This is a genomic window from Methylobacterium sp. EM32, assembly GCF_040593685.1.
Classification (GTDB): Bacteria; Pseudomonadota; Alphaproteobacteria; order Rhizobiales; family Beijerinckiaceae; genus Methylobacterium.
On record NZ_JBEXZS010000099.1, the window covers coordinates 1 to 18,864 of the forward strand.

15 protein-coding genes and 2 pseudogenes are annotated in these 18,864 nt (G+C 63.7%); 8 read left to right on the forward strand and 9 right to left on the reverse strand.

The features are described from left to right. Positions 1 to 1,425: PAS domain-containing protein (locus ABZT49_RS14115; RefSeq protein ID WP_355286669.1), on the reverse strand; the 1,425-nt coding region annotated here is incomplete at its 3' end. A gap of 284 nt (positions 1,426 to 1,709) precedes the next feature. On the opposite strand from ABZT49_RS14115, the gene ABZT49_RS14120 reads away from it, so the two are divergent. Then, entirely contained in the window at positions 1,710 to 1,955 is a 246-nt protein-coding gene (locus ABZT49_RS14120) for a bacterioferritin-associated ferredoxin (protein WP_048435019.1), read from the forward strand. Positions 1,956 to 1,976: 21 nt separating this feature from the next. On the opposite strand, the gene bfr is transcribed toward ABZT49_RS14120, so the two are convergent. Both bfr and ribA read right to left on the reverse strand, forming a co-directional pair. Further along, on the reverse strand, positions 1,977 to 2,474 hold the full coding sequence (gene bfr / locus ABZT49_RS14125) for a bacterioferritin (RefSeq protein ID WP_093569756.1): 498 nt from the start codon (positions 2,472 to 2,474) through the stop codon (positions 1,977 to 1,979). Between the two features lie 145 nt (positions 2,475 to 2,619). Next, positions 2,620 to 3,723, reverse strand: coding sequence for a GTP cyclohydrolase II RibA (gene ribA / locus ABZT49_RS14130; RefSeq protein WP_355286670.1), 1,104 nt, complete (start codon positions 3,721 to 3,723; stop codon positions 2,620 to 2,622). Positions 3,724 to 3,920: 197 nt separating this feature from the next. On the opposite strand from ribA, the gene ABZT49_RS14135 reads away from it, so the two are divergent. From ABZT49_RS14135 to ABZT49_RS14165, 7 genes are all read left to right on the forward strand, one after another. After that, the gene (locus ABZT49_RS14135) at positions 3,921 to 4,463 is read left to right on the forward strand and encodes a cytochrome b (protein ID WP_355286671.1); all 543 of its coding nucleotides are present in this window, start codon (positions 3,921 to 3,923) and stop codon (positions 4,461 to 4,463) included. A gap of 349 nt (positions 4,464 to 4,812) precedes the next feature. Then, positions 4,813 to 5,895 (forward strand): GDP-mannose 4,6-dehydratase, encoded by a 1,083-nt coding sequence (gene gmd / locus ABZT49_RS14140; RefSeq protein ID WP_355286672.1) that lies wholly within the window; start codon positions 4,813 to 4,815, stop codon positions 5,893 to 5,895. A 1-nt stretch (position 5,896) separates the two neighbouring features. Then, complete coding sequence (locus ABZT49_RS14145; protein WP_355286673.1) at positions 5,897 to 6,841, forward strand: GDP-L-fucose synthase; 945 nt, start codon at positions 5,897 to 5,899, stop codon at positions 6,839 to 6,841. Positions 6,842 to 7,316: 475 nt separating this feature from the next. After that, positions 7,317 to 8,768, forward strand: a complete 1,452-nt coding sequence (locus ABZT49_RS14150; protein WP_355286674.1) for a mannose-1-phosphate guanylyltransferase/mannose-6-phosphate isomerase — start codon at positions 7,317 to 7,319, stop codon at positions 8,766 to 8,768. A 1,405-nt stretch (positions 8,769 to 10,173) separates the two neighbouring features. Beyond that, positions 10,174 to 10,455, forward strand: coding sequence for a hypothetical protein (locus ABZT49_RS14155; RefSeq protein ID WP_355286675.1), 282 nt, complete (start codon positions 10,174 to 10,176; stop codon positions 10,453 to 10,455). A 63-nt stretch (positions 10,456 to 10,518) separates the two neighbouring features. Then, on the forward strand, positions 10,519 to 11,460 hold the full coding sequence (locus tag ABZT49_RS14160; protein WP_355286676.1) for a hypothetical protein: 942 nt from the start codon (positions 10,519 to 10,521) through the stop codon (positions 11,458 to 11,460). 16 nt (positions 11,461 to 11,476) lie between these two features. Then, on the forward strand, positions 11,477 to 12,634 hold the full coding sequence (locus ABZT49_RS14165) for a glycosyltransferase (RefSeq protein WP_355286677.1): 1,158 nt from the start codon (positions 11,477 to 11,479) through the stop codon (positions 12,632 to 12,634). Between the two features lie 306 nt (positions 12,635 to 12,940). Here the strand turns inward: ABZT49_RS14165 and ABZT49_RS14170 are convergent. From ABZT49_RS14170 to ABZT49_RS14195, 6 genes and pseudogenes are all read right to left on the reverse strand, one after another. Continuing rightward, positions 12,941 to 13,315 (reverse strand): annotated as a pseudogene (locus ABZT49_RS14170) (IS5/IS1182 family transposase); the annotation flags it as partial. 78 nt (positions 13,316 to 13,393) lie between these two features. Then, positions 13,394 to 14,678: pseudogene (gene tnpC / locus ABZT49_RS14175) on the reverse strand (IS66 family transposase). 541 nt (positions 14,679 to 15,219) lie between these two features. Then, on the reverse strand, positions 15,220 to 15,849 hold the full coding sequence (locus ABZT49_RS14180; RefSeq protein ID WP_355286678.1) for a hypothetical protein: 630 nt from the start codon (positions 15,847 to 15,849) through the stop codon (positions 15,220 to 15,222). Positions 15,850 to 16,540: 691 nt separating this feature from the next. Further along, positions 16,541 to 17,398: a class I SAM-dependent methyltransferase gene (locus tag ABZT49_RS14185; RefSeq protein WP_355286679.1), complete on the reverse strand. Its 858-nt coding sequence runs from the start codon at positions 17,396 to 17,398 to the stop codon at positions 16,541 to 16,543. A gap of 7 nt (positions 17,399 to 17,405) precedes the next feature. Next, positions 17,406 to 18,449 (reverse strand): glycosyltransferase family 4 protein, encoded by a 1,044-nt coding sequence (locus ABZT49_RS14190; protein WP_355286680.1) that lies wholly within the window; start codon positions 18,447 to 18,449, stop codon positions 17,406 to 17,408. After that, positions 18,449 to 18,850, reverse strand: a complete 402-nt coding sequence (locus tag ABZT49_RS14195; protein ID WP_355286681.1) for a 6-carboxytetrahydropterin synthase — start codon at positions 18,848 to 18,850, stop codon at positions 18,449 to 18,451. The genes ABZT49_RS14190 and ABZT49_RS14195 overlap by 1 nt, the downstream gene beginning before the upstream one ends. Positions 18,851 to 18,864 lie beyond the last annotated feature (14 nt).

Below are 18,864 nucleotides of genomic sequence, written 5' to 3' on the forward strand. Positions count from 1 at the left end.
CTCGATGGTGAGGCGCCCGCCCTCCGGCATCGCGTCGCGGGCGTTGATGGCGAGGTTGAGGATCGCGTTCTCGAGCTGGTTGGGGTCGCAGAGCGTCGGCCACAGGCCGCCGGCCACCACCACTTCGAGCTGCACCCGTTCGCCCAGCGTCCGGCGCAGGAGCTCGTCCATCGCGCGCACCAAGCGGTTGGCGTCGACCGCCCGGGCCTCCAGCGGCTGGCGCCGGGCGAAGGCGAGGAGCCGGTGGGTCAGCGCCGCGGCGCGCTGGGCCGAGGTCATGGCGAGGCCGGTGTACCGGGTCAGGTTCTCGATGCGGCCCTCGTGGATGCGGGTCTGCATCAGGTCGAGGGCGCCGACGATGCCGGTGAGCAGGTTGTTGAAGTCATGGGCGATGCCCCCCGTGAGCTGGCCCACCGCCTCCATCTTCTGCGCCTGGCGCAACGCCTCCTCGATCCGCGCGCGCTCCTCGATCTCGGCGGTGAGCCGCGCATTGGCCTCGGCGAGCGCCGCCGTGCGCTCCGCGACCTGCGCCTCCAGCGCCTCGCGGCGCTCTGCCAGGGTCTCACGGGCCCGGACCTGGTCGTCGATATCGGTGCAGGTGCCGAACCAGCGCTCGATCGCCCCGCTCTCGGGATCGCGGATCGGCACCGCCCGGCCCAGCACCCAGCGATAGACCCCATCGTGCCGGCGCAGGCGGTACTCGATCTCGTAGGGCTCGCCGGTGGCGAGCGAGTGGCGCCAGCGCCGCCAAGCCTCCGGCTGCTCGGCAGGATGGAAGATCGCGTTCCAGCCCGCGCCGTCGGTCGAGCCCTCCGGCATGCCGGTGAACGCGTACCAGCGCGGATTGTAATAATCGTGGTAGCCGTCCGGCAGGGTCGACCACACCATCTGGGGCATCGATTCGGCGATGGCCCGGAATTTCAGGGCGGTGTCGGCGAGCGCCGCCCGCGCGTCAGTCTCGGCGGTGATGTCGACGCCGAGCAGGTGCAGGTCCACCACCGCGCCGTCGGGCCCGCGATGGGGCACGTAGCGCACAAGCGCGTGGCGCCCGTCGGCGTCGGGATGGGGCGTCTCGAAGGTAACGGTCTCGCCCGAGAAGGCCCGGGCCAGCAGCGGCCGGCGCACGGCGTAGAACGCCTCGCCGACGATTGCCCGCAACGGGCGCCCGACGGCCTCGTCCGGATCCAGACCGTACCAGCGCGCGAAATTGCCGTTGGCGAAGCGGCAGACCTCGTCGCGGTCGAGGGCGGCGATCAGGGCCGGGACGGCCTCGGTGATGCTGCGCAGGTCGTCGCGCTCCGCCCGCGCCTCGGCGAGCGCCTGCGTGAGGCGGGCGGTTTCGGTGAGGTCCGGCGCGCCGCCCGCGAGCGCGACGGCGTCCTCTCCGGCCGATAGCATCTGTCCGCTCGCGTCGTGGCTGCTCATGACTGATCGTTGCGGTCCGTCGCCGCCAAACCCTGCGGAACGGCTGCCGATAGACGGACCGATACCCCCCAGGCAACCGCCGAGGCGGCAGAGGGTTTCCTGCCGCGCGCCACCGGCATGCGGACCTGAGCCCTGCGGCGCAATGACCGCACCAGCCGGGTTGCGGCCCTCGCACCGAATCGGTAACTTGTTGATTATGTTGTAGTTTTCAAAAGTTCTAATCTGAGAGCGGTCAGCGGGAGCGATTCCCCGGCCCTCCGCGGATCGGGTGCTCCAGTCACAACATGATCGTCTGTTCCTGCAACGTGCTCTCCGACGGCCAGGTGCGCGCGTGCCTCAATCCCGGCCCGGGTTGCCCGCGCACGCCTGCCCAGGTCTATGCCTGCCTGGGCTGCAGCCCGAAATGCGGCCGCTGCGCCCGCACGATTCGGGGCATCCTCGATCGGGCGCTCGCCGACGCCCACGCCGCCTGCACCACCACCTGCGGGGCGGCCTGCACCCTGAAGGAATTGAAGGAGGAGGCCGCCTGACGGCGGCCCCCGGTCGAAGGCTCACTCGACCTCGGGCTCGATCTTCTCCAGGCCGCCGATGTGGCGCTGGGCGTAGAGCGGCAGGCCGACCTGGCGGATCAACTCCTGCTGGGTCTCGAGGAAGTCGATATGGCCCTCCTCGTCGGCGGCCAGATCCTCGAACAGCTGCTTCGACACGCGGTCGTTGATCGAGTCGCAGTACTTCGCGGCCTCAAGGTAGAGGCTGCGCGCCTCGACCTCGGCGGCGAGATCGCATGCGATGATCTCCTCCACGTTCTGCCCGATCCGCAGCGGGTCGAGCTCCTGCAGGTTCGGGAAGCCCTCGAGGAAAAGGATCCGATCGACGAAGCGATCGGCGTGGTTCATCTCCTCGATCGATTCCTTGCGCCAGAACTTGGCGAGATCGATGTAGCCCCAGTCGTTCAACATCCGGAAGTGAAGCCAGTACTGGCTCACAGCGGTCAGCTCGCTGCGCAGGCCGCGGTTGAGGTACTCGACGACCTTGGCATCACCCTTCATCGCTCGATCTCCCGTATCGATCGTCCATCGGGACCGGGTGCGTGCCGGTCCAACCGGGGTCTAGCTAGCAGCGAATGTGCCGCAGGGCCACCATGAGCGTGACCTGACGCAACGCGAACGGCGAGCGGCGGTCACACGTCGGCGGTCACACGTCGATGCACGCGAAGGCGTCGAGGTCGAGGGCGTGGCCGGCCCGGTCGCGCTTGGCCGTGAGGTAGCGGATGTTTTCCGGCGTGACCCGGCCGAGCGCGCGCTGGGTCTCGACCACCGTGAGGCCGGCGGCCTCCAGGCTCGCGGCCTTCTCGGGGTTGTTGCTCACGAGCCGCACGGCGGTGACGCCGAGGGCCTTCAGCATCGCGGCCGCGAAGTCGAACCGGCGCTGGTCGAGGCCGAAGCCGAGGGCCTCGTCGGCCTCGTAGGTGTCGAGCCCGCGGGCCTGGAGGTCGTAGGCGCGGATCTTGTTGGCGAGCCCGTTCCCGCGGCCCTCCTGGTCGAGGTAGAGCACGATGCCGCCGCCGTGTTGCGCCATCCAGCCGGCGGTGCCGCGCAGCTGGTCGCCGCAATCGCATTTGAGCGAGCCGAACAGGTCGCCGGTGAGGCAGGCCGAGTGCAGCCGCACCGCCACCGGCCCCGACAGGTCCGGCCGGCCGATCACCACCGCCACCTGATCGCGCAAGCCTTCGCCGCCGCGGAAGACCACGAACTCGCTGTCCGGCGCGCCCGCGAGCGGCACCGGCGCCCGGCTCACGGGCCGCAAGGCGGCAGCCTGCCGGGCCGGATAGCGGGCGACCGCCTCCTCGGCGACCGGGAGCGTACCGGGAGGCGCGGCCTCGCCCGGCACCACCAGCACCGCCGGCAGCACCTGGGCCAGAGCCATCAGGGCGAGCGCGGCGGCATCGCCGGAGGAGGCCGGCGCCACGGGAGCGTCGATCCTCGCGTCGAGCCGCAGGGCCAGGGCCTCGATCCGGTCCGGATCAAGTGTCGGCAGGGCGACCGCGCCGGCCTCGGCCCGCTCGGGAAGGCCGAGGCGGCGCAGCCGCGGCGCCGGCAGGACGAGGCGGGCGCCGCTTCCCGCCAGCGCCGCGAAGGCGGCAGCCGTCTCTCCGTCGAGGGCCTCGGCCGACAGGGCAAGCACGGGATCGCGGCCGCGCAGCGCTACCGGACGGCCGGCGCGGATCTCCGCCAGGGCCCGCTCGACATCGATCTGGTCCCGGCCCGCGGCCGGGTCTAGATTGCTGCTGCTCTGCATCGCGACCGACATCATCGACCCTGAGAGAGGCGGCCCGGCGCAGTCGCGTCGGACCATGAGGAAGAACCCGTGAGGGGAAAGCGCCACGGTTCGACAACGACCGGCATGTGGTGCGTCCGGCCCCGCTTTGCCGCGGATCCCTCCATCAACCTTTCGCGATTGTCCAGGCCAACCATACACCCCGGGAGTGAGGCTCCATGACGCCGCGCATCTACGCTCCGTCCCAGAAGGTGCTGCACTGGACGGTCGCCATCCTGATCTTCGTGCTGGTGCCGATCGCGCTCGCCATGGCCAACCTGCCCGACGGGCCCGTGAAGAACGCGCTCTATGAGTGGCACAAGTCGTTCGGGCTGACCGTGCTGGCGCTGGCGCTGGCGCGGATCCTGGTGCGCGCCGCCCGCGGCGCCCCGCCCCTGGTGGAAGGTCTGCCCGCCTGGCAGCGCCGCGCGGCCCAGGCTTCGCACCTCGCGCTCTACGTCCTGATCGTGCTGGTGCCGGTGCTCGGCTGGGCCGGCACCTCGGCCTGCTGCGCGCCGGTGATGCTGTACTTCGCCCTGCCCCTCACGCTGCCGGTTTCCGGTGGGATGCCGGTGGGCGAGACCATCCTCAAGGTGCATCAGGTCGCGGCTTTCACGCTCGCGGCGCTCGCGGTCCTGCACGCGGGCGCGGCCTTGCACCACCATCTCGTGAGGCGGGACGGGACGTTGCGGCGGATGCTGCCGGGTCGGGAGAAGGCATGAGCCGGCGGCGACGACGCATGCGCGGCATGGTTGTTGCGTCGCAGTCGCTCAGGGTGGAAATCAACCTTGAATTGTAAAAACCCATCACATGCAACCGCAATGAGCGCGCGTCGATCTTTGTCTTTGCATAATTGAGATGATGGAATATGGAGGGCGAATCGAATGCCATGCCGTCATAGGGGCATTCCGAACGTCTGTCACGTAAGATACATAAGACAATTTGATCGGGAGCCAGCCAGCGCAGGCGTTGTAGTTCTGTAAATTGCCAATGCTGAGGCGAATACGTAGAAATCGAGTGTGCCGTAACGATCTAATAGAGTCCGATATAAAACTATTAGGCGTTCGCAACATGGAAGGAAAAAACGTGTCGGAAAAGAAAGTCGCTCTCGTAACGGGTGTCACTGGTCAGGACGGAGCCTATCTCGCGCAGCTGCTGCTGTCCAAGGGCTACGTGGTGCACGGCGTGAAGCGGAGGTCTTCTTCCTTCAACACCGCGCGTATTGAAGATATCTATGAAGATCCTCATGCCGACAATGCGAATTTCTTTCTGCATTATGGCGATTTGACCGATTCTACGAATCTGATCCGGTTGGTTCAGCAAACGCAGCCCACCGAGATTTACAATCTCGCGGCGCAGAGCCACGTGCAGGTCAGCTTCGAGACGCCCGAATATACGGCGAACGCCGACGGCATCGGGACGCTGCGGCTCCTCGAGGCGATCCGCATTCTCGGTCTCGAGAAGACGTGCCGCTTCTACCAGGCCTCGACCTCCGAGCTGTACGGCCTGGTCCAGGAAGTGCCGCAGCGCGAGACGACGCCGTTCTACCCACGCTCGCCCTACGGCGCGGCCAAGCTCTACGCCTACTGGATCGTCGTCAACTACCGCGAAGCCTACGGGATGCACGCCTCGAACGGCATCCTGTTCAACCACGAGAGCCCGCTGCGCGGTGAGACCTTCGTCACGCGAAAGATCACCCGGGCGGCCGCCGCGATCAAGCTGGGGCGGCAGCAGAAGCTGTGGCTCGGCAACCTCGACGCCAAGCGCGACTGGGGTCACGCCCGCGAGTACGTGCGCGGCATGTGGCTGATGCTGCAGCAGGATCAACCGGACGACTACGTGCTCGCCACGGGCGAGACGACGACCGTGCGCGAGTTCGTCGAGTGGTCGTTCTCGGCCGTCGATATCGGCCTGCGCTGGGAGGGCAGCGGCGTCGACGAGAAGGGCTATTGCACGTCCTCCGGGCGGTGCCTGATCGAGATCGACCGCCGCTACTTCCGGCCGACCGAGGTCGATCTGCTGATCGGCGATCCGGCCAAGGCCCGGGAGAAGCTGAACTGGACGCACGAGACGTCGGCGCGCGACCTCGCGCGGGAGATGGTCGAGGCGGATCTGGTTGTCATGAAGGACGCTCCGATCGCGAAAGGGGTGTAGGATGACCACGGCATTCTCGCTCGCGGGGAAGAAAGCTTTCGTGGCCGGCCATCGCGGGATGGTCGGCTCCGCCATCGTGCGGCGCCTGGAATCCGAAGGGTGCGAGATCCTCGTCGCGGATCGCCGCGAGGTCGACCTGAGGGAGCAGGGCGCGGTCCGGGACTGGTTCGCGCGCAAGCGGCCAGACGTCGTCTTCCTGGCTGCCGCCAAAGTCGGCGGCATCCTTGCCAACTCGCAGTTCCCGGCCGATTTTCTCTACGATAATCTCGTCATCGAGACGAACGTCATCGAGGCGGCGCATCGCAGCGACGTCGAGAAGCTTCTCTTCCTTGGATCGAGCTGCATCTATCCCAAGTTCGCGCCGCAGCCGATCGTGGAAGACGCCCTGCTCTCCGGCCCCCTTGAGCCGACGAACGAATGGTACGCCGTGGCGAAGATCGCCGGGCTCAAGCTTTGCGAGGCCTATCGGCGTCAGCATGGTCGGGACTACATCTCCGCGATGCCGACCAACCTGTACGGCCCCGGCGACAACTTCGACCTGTCCTCCAGCCACGTCATGCCCGCGCTGATGCGCAAGGCGCATCACGCCAAGCTGAATCGCGATCCGCAGATCGAGGTCTGGGGCACCGGTTCGCCGCGGCGGGAATTTCTGCACGTCGACGATCTCGCCGATGCCTGTGTCTTCCTGATGAAGACGTATTCGGACAACGAGCACGTCAACGTCGGAAGTGGCGAGGACATTCCGATCAGCGATCTCGTCAAGCTGGTTTGCGACACGGTCGGCTACGAGGGCGGCATCCGGTACGACACCTCGAAACCGGATGGAACGCCGCGCAAGCTGATGTCGGGCGACAAGATCCGCGCGATGGGGTGGCAGCCCCGGATCGGCCTGCCCCAGGGTGTCGCGAGCACCTATCGATGGTTCCTCGATCATCACGCCGGCTGAAACGCCTGGTTGCGCCGTTCGCATGACCGAAAGCTTCCGATCATGCGAACGGCCTGCTCCGCCGACGCGCGGCAAGGCACGTCGTCTCGCCGGCGGACGGCATACCTCGAATAACCCATTCTCCGTGCCTGTCGCGACGGTCGATGGTCCGGCCATGATCTGGTACGAATTCCCGCCGATTTCTGGTCGATCACGTCCGGGATTCGTATCATAAGCCGGTGCGGCGCTTGAGCGAAGCCGATTCCGGCATCGCGAAAGCGATCCGACAGGATCGCCCGGAGCGATCAGCCGGACATCGTATGGCCGGTCCCTGTGGAGAAGGCGTCCACCGGTCGGGGGGCAGTTTCTTTCACTCAGTCATCGACAGCCCGGATGAGCATGCCGGCCGCTGAGATGCAGGACTCGCCAAAGCGGCCAGGATCTCGGCCAAATCGACTTGCGACGATACAGGCACGGATACAGGTAGGAGAAGGTTATGCAAGGCGACCGCGTCGATCTCGTCCATCCGGTGATCTTGTGCGGTGGGTCCGGGACGCGCCTGTGGCCGGCTTCCCGCGAGAGCTTCCCCAAGCAGTTCATCCCCCTCGCCGAGCCTTTGCGCTCGTCGTTCCAGGCCGCCGCCGCGCGGCTCTCCGACCCCGCCACCTTCGCCCGTCCGGCGGTCATCACCGCTAACGATGCCCGCTTCCTGGTCGCCGAGCAGCTCGCCCAGGGCCGGATCGAGGTCGACATCCTGCTCGAGCCGTGCCGGCGCGATTCCGCTCCGGCGGTCGCGGTCGCGACGCTCCACGCCGCCGCCCGCGACCCGGAGGCACTGGTTCTGATCCTGCCCGCCGACCATGCGATCGGCGACGATGCGGCCTTCGTCGCCGCCGTCCGCGCCGCCCGGGCCGGGGCCCGGGCCGGACACATCATGACGCTCGGCATCGAGCCGACCCACCCCTCCACCGCCTACGGCTACATCCAGCCTGGCCACCCGCTGCCCGGCAAGGCCGGCGAGGCGGGCGCCCACGCCGTCGCCCGCTTCCTCGAGAAGCCGGACGCCGCCCGCGCCGCCGGCCTGATCGCCGAGGGCGCCTTGTGGAACGGTGGCTACTTCCTGTTCCGCGCCGACGTGATGCTGGCCGAGCTCGAGGCCCGCGCGCCCGAGGTGCTTGAGGCCGCCCAGGAGGCCGTCGCGACCGCCGAGCGCGACCTCGACTTCGTTCGCCTCGGCGCCGAGGCTTTCGCGCGCGCGCCGCAGATCTCGATCGACTATGCGGTCATGGAGCGCACGGATCGGGCCGGGGTGCTGCCGGTGGGATTCCCCTGGTCGGATATCGGCACGTGGGGCGCCCTCTGGGAGATCGCGGAGCGGGACGCCGACGGCAACGCGTTGCGCGGCCGGGTGGCGGTGCGGAACACCCGTAACAGCCTGGTGCACGGCTCCGGGGAGATCCTGACCACCGTGGTCGGTCTCGACGACGTGGTGGTGGTGGCGACGGACGACGCGGTGCTGGTGACGAGCCGGAGCACGGCGCCGGAGGTGAAGGGCCTCGTCGAGGACCTGCGCCGGCGGAGCGCGCCTGAGGCGGACGCTCACCGTCTCATGTACAGGCCCTGGGGCTCGTACCAGCGCATCGATATCGGCGCGCGCTTCCAGGTGAAGCGGATCACCGTGAAGCCGGGCGGGCGCCTGTCGCTGCAGAAGCACCACCACCGGGCCGAGCATTGGGTGGTCGTGCGCGGCACGGCCGAGGTGACGGTGGATGGAGTCGTGCGCTTGGTACACGAGAACGAGGCGGCCTACCTGCCGATCGGCTGCGTGCACCGGTTGGTTAATCCCGGCAAGATCCCGCTCGAGTTGATCGAGGTCCAAGTCGGCAGCTATACTGGCGAGGACGACATCATCCGCATCGAGGACGTCTACGGGCGAGACAAGGCATAGCCGATATCGAGCGCCCCCCGGAGATGTGACACGAAGGCCGTGATACGCTTTTCGGACGATTCCCGTCCGGACAGCGTATGACTTGCCAGGGTAGGCGGGCTCGGCGTCAGCCATCGTGCCTCAACGGCCGAGAAGCGTCCCCTGGCTGCGCCGACGGCCGGATCACCGAGGCCGGGCGCTCGCCCCCGGGACGCGACAGGCGCCGGCGCCTGCTGGTTCACCAATCCTCGCCATGTCGGCCAAAACGTGGCCGGCACGGCTTTCGCGGACTAAGCCGATTCATCCGAGGCCGGCGAGCGACCGGCCGACCAGCGTTCGGCGGACAGGAATACGGCTCAGCTGCACCGACTCCGCAAGACGATTCTCGACAGGACGTCTTCCTGTCGATCGGCAGGCCGCCCACCTTCATAAGCTTGATGATGTCAAAGTCGATTTCGGCGACGGCCGGACGGTCGACTTTCGCGCGTCAGGCAATGCTCCCGAGCTTCCCATCTGTGCCGAAGCGACCTCACCCTTCCGAAGTGGAACCCCCCGTCCGTCGAAGAGTGACGGCGGCGTCTGCGGCAACGGACCACCAGTCCCCGCGCTCCTGATCTGGCTCGCACCCCCGCCATCGCCGTGCAGGCATGCACCTGCAGATAAGTCTTAGCCAGCAGCCTGCCGGCAGGCCGATGCAGTCCTGCCGAGGACATCGTTCCGTCGCAGGAATATCAACCTCCAACTCGCGGGGCTTCCAGACATCGAGGCCACGTGGACCGCCAGGCTCCTTCGAACAAGTTCAGGCAGAAGCCTGGTGGAGATCCAGACCTGTTCCGCAGCCCCGAAGCGACTCCCGCTTAGCATGGTGATGCTACATAGCAGTGTTCATGACAAGCTCGTTCTTCGTGCAATGATCAAAAACCCGTATTTGCGAATGAGTCGAGTGGATAAATCCCTCTCAGCGGACTGAATATACCGTCTTGACAGCATATATTTCCTTATTAAATGCAACAGTATAATAAAAAATGAATTGTTGCAACCAATACACGTATATATATAATAGATATACATTTTATTACCTATTTACTTTTTATTACCTATTTACTTTGCAAAAATCATATTATAGAATATTATACATATCATAATACAAATCTTTGTTTCAGAGATGCATGGGATATAAAATTATGAACTGCAGTTTACAAAATTTATCTGTTGCCATTTTTTATTATACTTGGCTATTTTGTCGCCCGCAACGATTGAAAAAAAATATCAAGTTTGCTATGGCTGCGATCGTTGTGCAGAATCGGCAGAGACAAAAATGAGACGCTTAAGGAAAGATCTCGATGGTCTTAGGATAATTGATCGCGAGTCAAATGAGGTTTGGCTCATAATAAATGGAATGCGTCATTACATCAATGGATCGTCCGTGTATGATGCCCTGTTTTGCGATATGAACTTAGCCGACGCCGCTGATTTAGAGGAAATAGTCCGAGGCCCCAATCTTGGCGAGGGAACTTGTCTGGTCAAGAGCGATGATAGTTCAATATATTTGATTTCAGGGGAGGGGGAATACATAAGAAAACATCGAATTACGACGTGGGAAACCTTCAATAAATATGCATTTAATTTTGACGCCGTGAAGAATGTGCCTAAAATCCTTTTGGATGCGGTTCCATCTTCGATTGATATTTTCGTCGAGACAGATTGATTTGCAGTATTTTTGTACTGATTTCAAAACTCCCATAGCTCATAGCGGTGACAGAGGTACGAAATGGAAAATGATCAGCACGTAGTTGTTATGTCTCTGTCGCCGTTCATGCGTCGTGGATTTAGGAATGATGAGGAGGGCGGTCGCGCCTATCAACGTACATGCGTTAGGTCTTGGCAAGATGCCGGCGCTCTCGTTATTTCCGTCAATACGCCTGCAGAAATATCCAGTCTGGAGCCTTCATACCCGGGGGTCTTGTTCGTCGAGTCGACAGCGACCAAGAGTACCTCCAATCCAAAAGGCTTGCCTAATATTTCGGAGTTGATCTCCGCCGGCCAAGCCAAGACGAAGAATGAGGTTTTTGCAATTACAAATTCCGATGTCCTTTACGAAGGCGACAGTGGTATTTTGTCTGATCTATTCTCTAATGCTAGAGAGGGCGTTATATTCTCGCATCGATTCGAGCGCTCCCCGATCGGCACTGCTCCGGGTCTACCCTATCTATACGGCTTCGATGTGATCATCGCGAACAAGCGATTTCTTCTTCCATCTGAGCTTGAAGGATTCTTCATAGGCAGTCCTTGGTGGGACTATCTGTTCCTATACTTACTCGCGGCGCGCAATGTGCCGATCATAAATTGTATTAGCCCGCTCATGTCGCACATGACTCACGACCAAGCATGGAACAATGAGGCTTGGTTGCAAGGGCTGTTTGCAGTCAGCCGACGCCTCCGGGAGATGGCAGTGGACGAGGGTCCCGTTGCTGCTCTGCTTGGGTATATATGCCATAGTCTCGACGCGGGCCGCATGCCGGCATTTGCGGTTGGGGATATGATGACAAGCTTTGGAATTACGCTGGGGACGGCAATGGTGTCCTACATCAACCAAAGCTGCAGCCATGTCGTTCGGCTCGATGCGATCGAGCGTAGGCCGAGAAGTCGTAAGCTGACCGGAAATCTAGTCAAAACGAAATATATCCACGCCATGAACTTTCTCGATATGTAGTAAATAGTGAATAGATATGAACGTCGTATTCGTCAACTATGGTAATTTTGGTAACAATAGTTCAGGTCATATTGATGGTTTTGCCAAAGAATTGCGGGGTATGGGCCATGCTGTCGGAATCATTGCTGGCGGTGATATTGATGTAGAAAACCGTGAATACCATTGCTCTCATGTCGAGTACTCGCAGAATGCGGTTCCTGAAGCTTTGTATTCCATGCTGCATGATGATCGGACAATAATTCACGCTTGGACGCCGCGTGAAGCGGTGAGACAGATCGTCGAGCCGTTGGCGGAGCGAGGGCTGAAGTACATTGTTCATCTCGAGGACAATGAACGGATTGTCACATCGACCCAGCTCGGTATCAAGGACGCTGACCTCGACGACGTCTTGTCGCCAGCATCAATTGTTGCAGGTCATCTGTCGCATCCCCATCATTCGCAAAATTTCTTGGCACACGCGGATGCTGTGACGGGGATCGTCATGGAATTGCGCCATGATGTTCCAAAGGATGTACCATTCCATTTGCTTGAGCCGGGAGTGGATACCGAATTTTTCAAGCCAAAAGCGTCGCAGGCTGAAATCTCTTATAGCCGCTATCAGTTGGGCATACCGAACGGTGCGTTTGTCATTGTCTACAATGGAAATATTCATCCAGCCATTGAGCGGGACGTGTATAGTCTTTATTCAGCAGTAAGTTTGTTAAGGAGAGCGGGCAAATCGGTCTTTCTCGTAAAGACCGGCGAGAGTGACAAGGTCACGCGAAGATGCGACAGCTATTTAGAAAAAGAAGGCGTGATTGAATTGGGAAGGATTGCGCGCAGGCAAATCCCCCGAGTGCTTGAAATTGCTGATATCCTGGTGCAACCGGGCTCGCCAACGCCCTTCAACGTTTGCCGATTACCCTCAAAGATTCTTGAGTTCCTTGCAATGGCCCGTCCTGTGATCATGCCATTCGCCAACATTGGATTACAAGTTCGCAATGGCTTAGATGCAGTCGTTCTACACGACAGCAGTCCATACGCCCTCGCCACAGCAATAGCAAAACTCTTAGATGATCCTTGTAGTGCACAAACGGTAGGTAGAAGTGGTCGTGATTTCGTTAGTAAAAACTATAATTGGAATGAAAAAACAAGCAATCTCCTCAAAATATATGAATCAGTTTTATCAAAATAAGCTGCCGTAAATTAATAAATAATTTATTCGCAGTGCATACAATCATCTTCATTTGAAGATGATTGTGCTAATAATTTGCAGTCGTCGAACGACGACTTGTCCGGCCGCGTCGGCTGGGATCGCGTTGAACGCCATGGCGGTCACCATCTGCTCCGGCCGATACAGCCATGGGCGAAGACAGCGCCGAACGAGCCGCGCGATTGGTCGCGAGGGCATTGACGCGTTCAGCGGACTCATAGGAGGCGTGGGCGGTGACCGTCTGAGGCTTGGCTCGGATTGTTCAGGAGCGTTGAGCAAAATCATTGTGGGCGGGACGGCAGCCACGACCGCCTCCAGCATCTGGCTGTCGTGTACGTCGGCCCCAGTCTGCTTCAACGCGAGACGGATGCCCCGGGGCATTGGTGAGGACATAGCGCTTCGTATCTGGTTTGCCGCAATCGGTCAGTTTGGGCCCGTCACCGGACGTCGCTTTGACAGCTATCGAGGCGTCGCCGAGCGAGGCACGGCCAACGGTAATACCGTTCCGGCGGCCGAACCGATCGAGCAATGCCTGTTGCAAGCAGTCCCACACCTCGGCGTCCGACCGATCCGCGCAAGCGCCGCCAGCAGGTCGTAACCCGAACTGCAGCCCACCTCCTGTGCCAGCAGTTCCCGGGGCGCGCCTAAGCGCAGCACGAACAGGAAACGTAATTACCCACGTGGTATTTTTCGGCACACGCGTTCGCCGGCACGTCCTGTGTTGGGATAGCGGGGAGGTGATCAGGCAGTGATGGTGGCGAGCAGGGTGGCGAAGTGGGTCGCCTTGGTCCTGAGGGCGGCGGTGGCGACGACGGTGCGCACGTCCGCCTCGCCCTTGGCGGCCCACATCGCCCGATAGCCGTTCGTCACCTTACGCTGGACGACCGCCGGCCGCAGGTCGCGCTCGCAGGCGTTGTTCGTCACGTCCACCTTGCCCGGGAAGGCCATGAAGGTCAGGAGCTGTTCGCGCGCCTGGCACATCCGGGCCTGGAGCGCCTGGGCCAGGTCGCACGTCGTTGGGGCCTTCAGAATAGCGTCGAAGTCCCGCTCCAGTTCGCGCCGCTTGCGCGCCAGGGTCGAGGCCGCCAGTTCGGTCAGGCGCCGGGTGAGCCCGAAGGCCTTGTCGAGCCACAGCTTGAGCCGCAGCGCGAGCAGGTCGTCGCCGGCTTCGACCGCGTAGGCCACGTCGCGGGCGAGGTGCGCCAGGCAGGTCTGCTGGCGCTCGCCGTGACCCTGCTGGGCCGAGTAGCGGTCCGAAATCCACACCGTCGGCCGGTGCCCGGCCATCACCTCGCCGACCACGGCCGCCGCCCGGCTCAGGGCGGCGTGATGGACCACCGCGTCTTCGCAGCGGAACACCCAATGATAGCTGTTGGCGCCCTCGATGCGCACTCCGGTCTCGTCCGAGGCCACGACGGGCGCCTGCCGCAGACGCGCCAGCGCGGCGTCCCGGGCCTCGGCACAGCAGCCTTGCGCGCGCCGCAGCAGGTTCATCAGACCGCCCTGGCTGATCGTCAGTCCGAACAGGTCCGACAGGACGGCCTGCAACCGTTCGTAGGACAGCGCCTGCAATGTCTTCAGATGCGTCGCCACCGCGTGCAGCCGCGGCCCGAACGGCGTCGCCGTCGGCCCCCGCTGGCCGCTGGGCGACGACCCGGGTCCGACAGGCCGGGCAGGTCACGCACAGGCGCCGGTGCTGCTCGACCATCGGGCGAATCAGCGGCAGGTCGATCCGCTCATGAACGCCGATCACCTCGGCCGGCAGATCGGTGGGCAGGGGCTCGCCGCAGGCCGAACACGAGGCTGGCCGATGCTCGACGACCTGATCCGGATCGGCGGTCAGCGCCCGCTTGTGGCCCTCATGCCCGGGCTTGGCGCCGCCCGGGCGGGCCTTCTCCCGCCGCTCCTTGCGGTCGCTCGCCGGCGGCTTGGACGAGGTGCGCGAGGTCTTCTCGGGCCGGTGCAGCTTCAGCACCAACTCAATCAGCTCTTCCCTGCTCAGGCGTTCGAGATCGCTGCGGCTCATCCCGAGAGGGAATCAGCAAGACTGTGATCCGGCAAGGGGGCCACCTGTCACCCGCGCTCCGCCCAAACCGGGCCGTCCCGATACCCTCCGGGTAATTACCAGGAAACCCGTCAGCACCGCGCGGTCAGAGGTTCGCAGGCGACCACCCTTTGGCTCGGGGCCGGCTCGGCCGTCGGCACCGGTGGCGGCGTCCCCGCCGTCGGACGTGTCAACTGACGGAGCGGCAGTGATGCACCTTCACGGCTTCAGTGAGGATCGCGCCGGCAGCATGAGCTATGCTGCCGGCTCTTGCATGAATTCGGCCGAATGTAGTTCATCCGCGCGCGATGGCGCGTCAGACGATGGGTCAGTTCGAAGCAGACAAAGCCGTATTCGTTACACCACTGAGTGGGTCGGGATCTCCGGCGCCCAGAGTGATCGGGCCCCCGTCGACCATGACGGCCAAGTTGGCGAGCACGGGCACGAAGCCGGAAAACGAGGATTTGCTAAATCCTATCATGCCATAGGATGCGATCGCGCTACGCACAAAGTGACGAATTTCTTACATTCTCCGTGAGCCGAATTGTCCATGAAGATATCGCCGGGCCCATTTCTTGAAAACTGGCTGCTCAGGTGTTTCATGCATGTCCATTCCGGGAGCTTGGCTCAAAGTATCACCTTTCGGTGTTTCATGCATAGTTATTTCTGGAACTTGACTCACAGTATCGCTTTTGAGTGGTTCGCGCATATCCATTCCTGGGACTTGGTGCGAAACCCCATCTTTGGCGACTATCTCAATGGCGTTGATCGCCAGTCCAAGGGACCTTTTATCGGGCGAACTCGGCGAATGAATGACCTCCGGAACCGATATGCGAAGTATCGCCGATGTTTTTTGTTGAGGCGTGATCAACGTACCCCAGATGCTGCAATAGGGACCGAGGAACGACCAAAGGAAATCAAAATTGATGCCGTCCACCTCCAACTTCAAATTTTCCAGCTGGTGTTCCTGAGGGGTGAACGAAATCAGAAATCGAATATCAAGCTTTGTCGTATTGAAGAGGGGTATTTTTATATGCGACGCAGAATCGGCCTTGCTCCAACGGAACGTCCGACCGTCATGAATTTCTGGCGAATACCAGCCACTTCCATGAATGGGTCCGAACATGTCAATAAAACTATAGCTTTCGAACATGAGTTGATCCCAATCTGTGCTGTCTCGCACACCGCGGCACGGTGGTGATTTGAACATGCGGCTGCGAAAAAATCAACCGTACGGGTCCGACCTGGAGTGTTCGACTGCATTGAGTGGACGTTATAGCTAGCAATTATATTGTATATGAAGAGATTCATCTGAGTCGATCCATAATATATTATATATTAATTGTAGTATTTCTGCGATGTTTATCATAAAAATAAGCGATTGCCCACGAGGATCAGCCAATTTCGGCGCAACGCCGGCAGGAGTGATTTAGTTGGTATTTTGGGCCGGGCTATTTGAGAAGCGACTGCATGATAGCAGCTATAGAAACCGGAAGGTCAGATCAGGGATGATGACGGGCGCTTGCAGCCGGTGGCTTATGGACGAATGCGGCCGGACGCTGTTGTCAGTATTCTGTCAAAGGTCGATCACGGTTACGCGCCGTTCGACGAGCAGAAACGGGATCGCGCCGCCTTAGATACTGTTGGCGAGGGCAGCGACCCAAGCAGCTTGGCGTATGAAGCGCGCGAAGGGTGATCGTCGTGTCGCCGTGATGGTCTCGTTACGATCTCCGGAAGGAATCCTCCGGAGATCGTAACGCCCGCCGGCCTTCCGGTCCGAGGCGGTGGGCTCGCCGCGTAAACGATTCACCGGAATGGTGCTCGTGTGGAAAATCCTGGGATCGTCAGGCCGCCCGCTCCGCGCCTGAAATCGGTAGTGCCAGGAGATCATGGTGCCCGATGACCGCTGCCGTGCCGGAGGATTGCCGCGTCGCCGCCCAGGCTGCCGCATCGTCCTGCGCGATCCGTCCGGTCTCCGCCGCCGCCCGGACCGTGCCGTCGGCGAGCGCGCGCAGCAGCGCGGCCTCGCCCGGGCCGAGGCGCCAGGGGCTGGCGGCAGTCTCGACGGCGAAGCCGTGGCCCCGGAACGCCTGCGCCAGGGCCTCCGTGGCGCCCGGACCGGCGGCGGGCCCGAACCCCTTGTCGCCGGCTTGATGCATCAGGAAGGCGGCGTGGATCGCGGCATCGGCCGGGTGTGGCGGCGTCCAGCTCTCCTGCCCGTCATAGGTGAGGGCGGTGTAGAAGACCGCGCCGGCGCCGGCGACTCCTTGCGCGAGTGCGGCGATCCAGGCCTCCGAGACGAGGTCGAACAGGGCTGCCGCGGTGACGAGGTCCGGTCGCCCGGCGAGGGATGCCGCCGGATCGGCCGCGAGGTCGAGGGCGCGGAACCGCACGGCGATCCGCGCGGCGCCAAGATGCAGGACGAGGCCGTCTCCGACGTCCTCCGCCCGGTCGGCCCAGGCCGCGAGGCGCTGCCGGGCGGCATCGAGCAGCGCGGGATCGTGGTCGACGAGCATCCAGTCCTGCCGGGGGCCTAGATGCGGCGCGAGCGCCCGCAGGTTCGAGCCGGTGCCGCAGCCGAGATCGACCGCCCGCACCGCCTCCGGCAGCGCCCGTGCCAGGGCGGCGACGAGGCCCGCGTCGCGGGCGGCGTGGTCGGCGGGCTCGCGCAGGTCGAGCCAGTCGGGGCTGAAGCCGCTCATGCTGTCCTCACGCCGGAGTTCTCAGGAAGGCGGCGATCGCCGCGGCGGTGTCGGGCCAGTCCGGCAGGCGCTGGCCGGCGGCCCAGGACGCGGCGGCGGCCCCGGCCCGGCGGGCCGGATCGGCGATGAGCCCGCGGAGCGCCGCGGCGAGGGCGGGCACGTCGCCGGGCGGCACGGTGAGGCCGGCGCCCGCCGGCACCGTCTCGGCGGCGGCGCCCCCGCGGGTGGCGACGAGGGGCAGGCCCCGCGCCAGGGCCTCCGTCAGCGCCATGCCGTAGCCCTCGAACAGCGAGGCCGAGACCGCGAGGTCGGCCTCGGCATAGAGCCGGTCGAGCGCCTCCGGCGTCACCGCGCCGGCGAGCGCGATGCGGTCCCGGAGAGGCGACGCGGCGATCTGGTCGCGCAGGGCGGCGCAGCACTCCGGCGCCCGGTCGAGGCTGCCGGCGATCGTCAGCGACCAGTCGAGGTCGGCAAGCGTCGCGAGTGCCCGCACCAGGACGTCGTAGCCCTTGCGCGGGGAGACGGTGCCGACCGCGAGGAGGCGGACATGCGGGCCCGGCCGCGGCGCCACCCGGGGGCTCGGCGGCGTGCCCGGCTCGGCGACCGCGATCCGCTCCGGCGCCACGCCGAACTCGGCGGCGAGCAGGCGGACGGTGTAGCGGCTCGTCGCGACGACGCGGGACGCCAGCGCCAGAGCCGCGCGCTCGCCGGCGACGAGCGAGGCCGCCCGCTGCGGCGACAGGCCGGTCTCGTAGCCGAGGGGGTGGTGCACCAGGGCCGCCACCGGGCGCCTGGCGGCGCGGATCACTGTGGGCGGCAGGGCCCCGTAGGCGAGGCCGTCGACGAGGAGAACCGCGTCTTCCGGCACCTGCGCCAGGAGGGTGGCGGTGCGGGCGAGATCGTCGGAACTTGGATCCGGGAATCCACCCGGCAGGGCGAGATGCGTCACCGCCACCCCTTGCGCCGGCAGGTGCGCCAGGAGCTTGCGGGCATAGGCGTAGCCGCCGGTCGGCGCCGACAGGTCGCCCGGAACCGCGAGGACGAGACGCATCAGGCGAGCGGCGCCTCGAACCAGGCCCGCGCCAAATGGGATTCGTGCAGGGTCACGCGCAGGCGACTCACCCCCTCGCCACCGGGGCCGAGGGCGCCGGCCCGGGTCGCGGCGGCCATCGCCCGGTGGATGTGGCCGCACAGGAACTCGGTCGTGGTGTTCTCGCCGGAAAATTCCGGCAGGTCGTCGAGGTTGCGGTAGTTGAGCGGGGCGAGGATCGCCTTCAGCGCCTCGCTCGCCCGGCCGATATCGACCACCACCCCGTCCGGGGTCAGGCTGTCGCGGAAGAACGCCACGTCGACCACGAAGGTCGCCCCGTGCAGGGCTTGCGCCGGCCCGAACAATTCGCCCCGGAAGCTGTGGGCGATCATCACGTGGTCGCGGACCTCGACGGCGTACATGGGCAGCTTTCCCT

Bases quoted from the DNA above. Each gene is read 5' to 3' on its own strand.
- ABZT49_RS14150 (WP_355286674.1), top strand. From the start codon at position 7,317: ATGCAAGGCGACCGCGTCGATCTCGTCCATCCGGTGATCTTGTGCGGT.
- bfr (WP_093569756.1), bottom strand. From the start codon at position 2,474: ATGAAGGGTGATGCCAAGGTCGTCGAGTACCTCAACCGCGGCCTGCGC.
- ABZT49_RS14165 (WP_355286677.1), top strand. From the start codon at position 11,477: ATGAACGTCGTATTCGTCAACTATGGTAATTTTGGTAACAATAGTTCA.
- ABZT49_RS14185 (WP_355286679.1), bottom strand. From the start codon at position 17,398: ATGAGCGGCTTCAGCCCCGACTGGCTCGACCTGCGCGAGCCCGCCGAC.
- gmd (WP_355286672.1), top strand. From the start codon at position 4,813: ATGGAAGGAAAAAACGTGTCGGAAAAGAAAGTCGCTCTCGTAACGGGT.
- ribA (WP_355286670.1), bottom strand. From the start codon at position 3,723: ATGCAGAGCAGCAGCAATCTAGACCCGGCCGCGGGCCGGGACCAGATC.
- ABZT49_RS14190 (WP_355286680.1), bottom strand. From the start codon at position 18,449: ATGCGTCTCGTCCTCGCGGTTCCGGGCGACCTGTCGGCGCCGACCGGC.
- ABZT49_RS14160 (WP_355286676.1), top strand. From the start codon at position 10,519: ATGGAAAATGATCAGCACGTAGTTGTTATGTCTCTGTCGCCGTTCATG.
- ABZT49_RS14135 (WP_355286671.1), top strand. From the start codon at position 3,921: ATGACGCCGCGCATCTACGCTCCGTCCCAGAAGGTGCTGCACTGGACG.
- ABZT49_RS14120 (WP_048435019.1), top strand. From the start codon at position 1,710: ATGATCGTCTGTTCCTGCAACGTGCTCTCCGACGGCCAGGTGCGCGCG.
- ABZT49_RS14145 (WP_355286673.1), top strand. From the start codon at position 5,897: ATGACCACGGCATTCTCGCTCGCGGGGAAGAAAGCTTTCGTGGCCGGC.
- ABZT49_RS14180 (WP_355286678.1), bottom strand. From the start codon at position 15,849: ATGTTCGAAAGCTATAGTTTTATTGACATGTTCGGACCCATTCATGGA.
- ABZT49_RS14195 (WP_355286681.1), bottom strand. From the start codon at position 18,850: ATGTACGCCGTCGAGGTCCGCGACCACGTGATGATCGCCCACAGCTTC.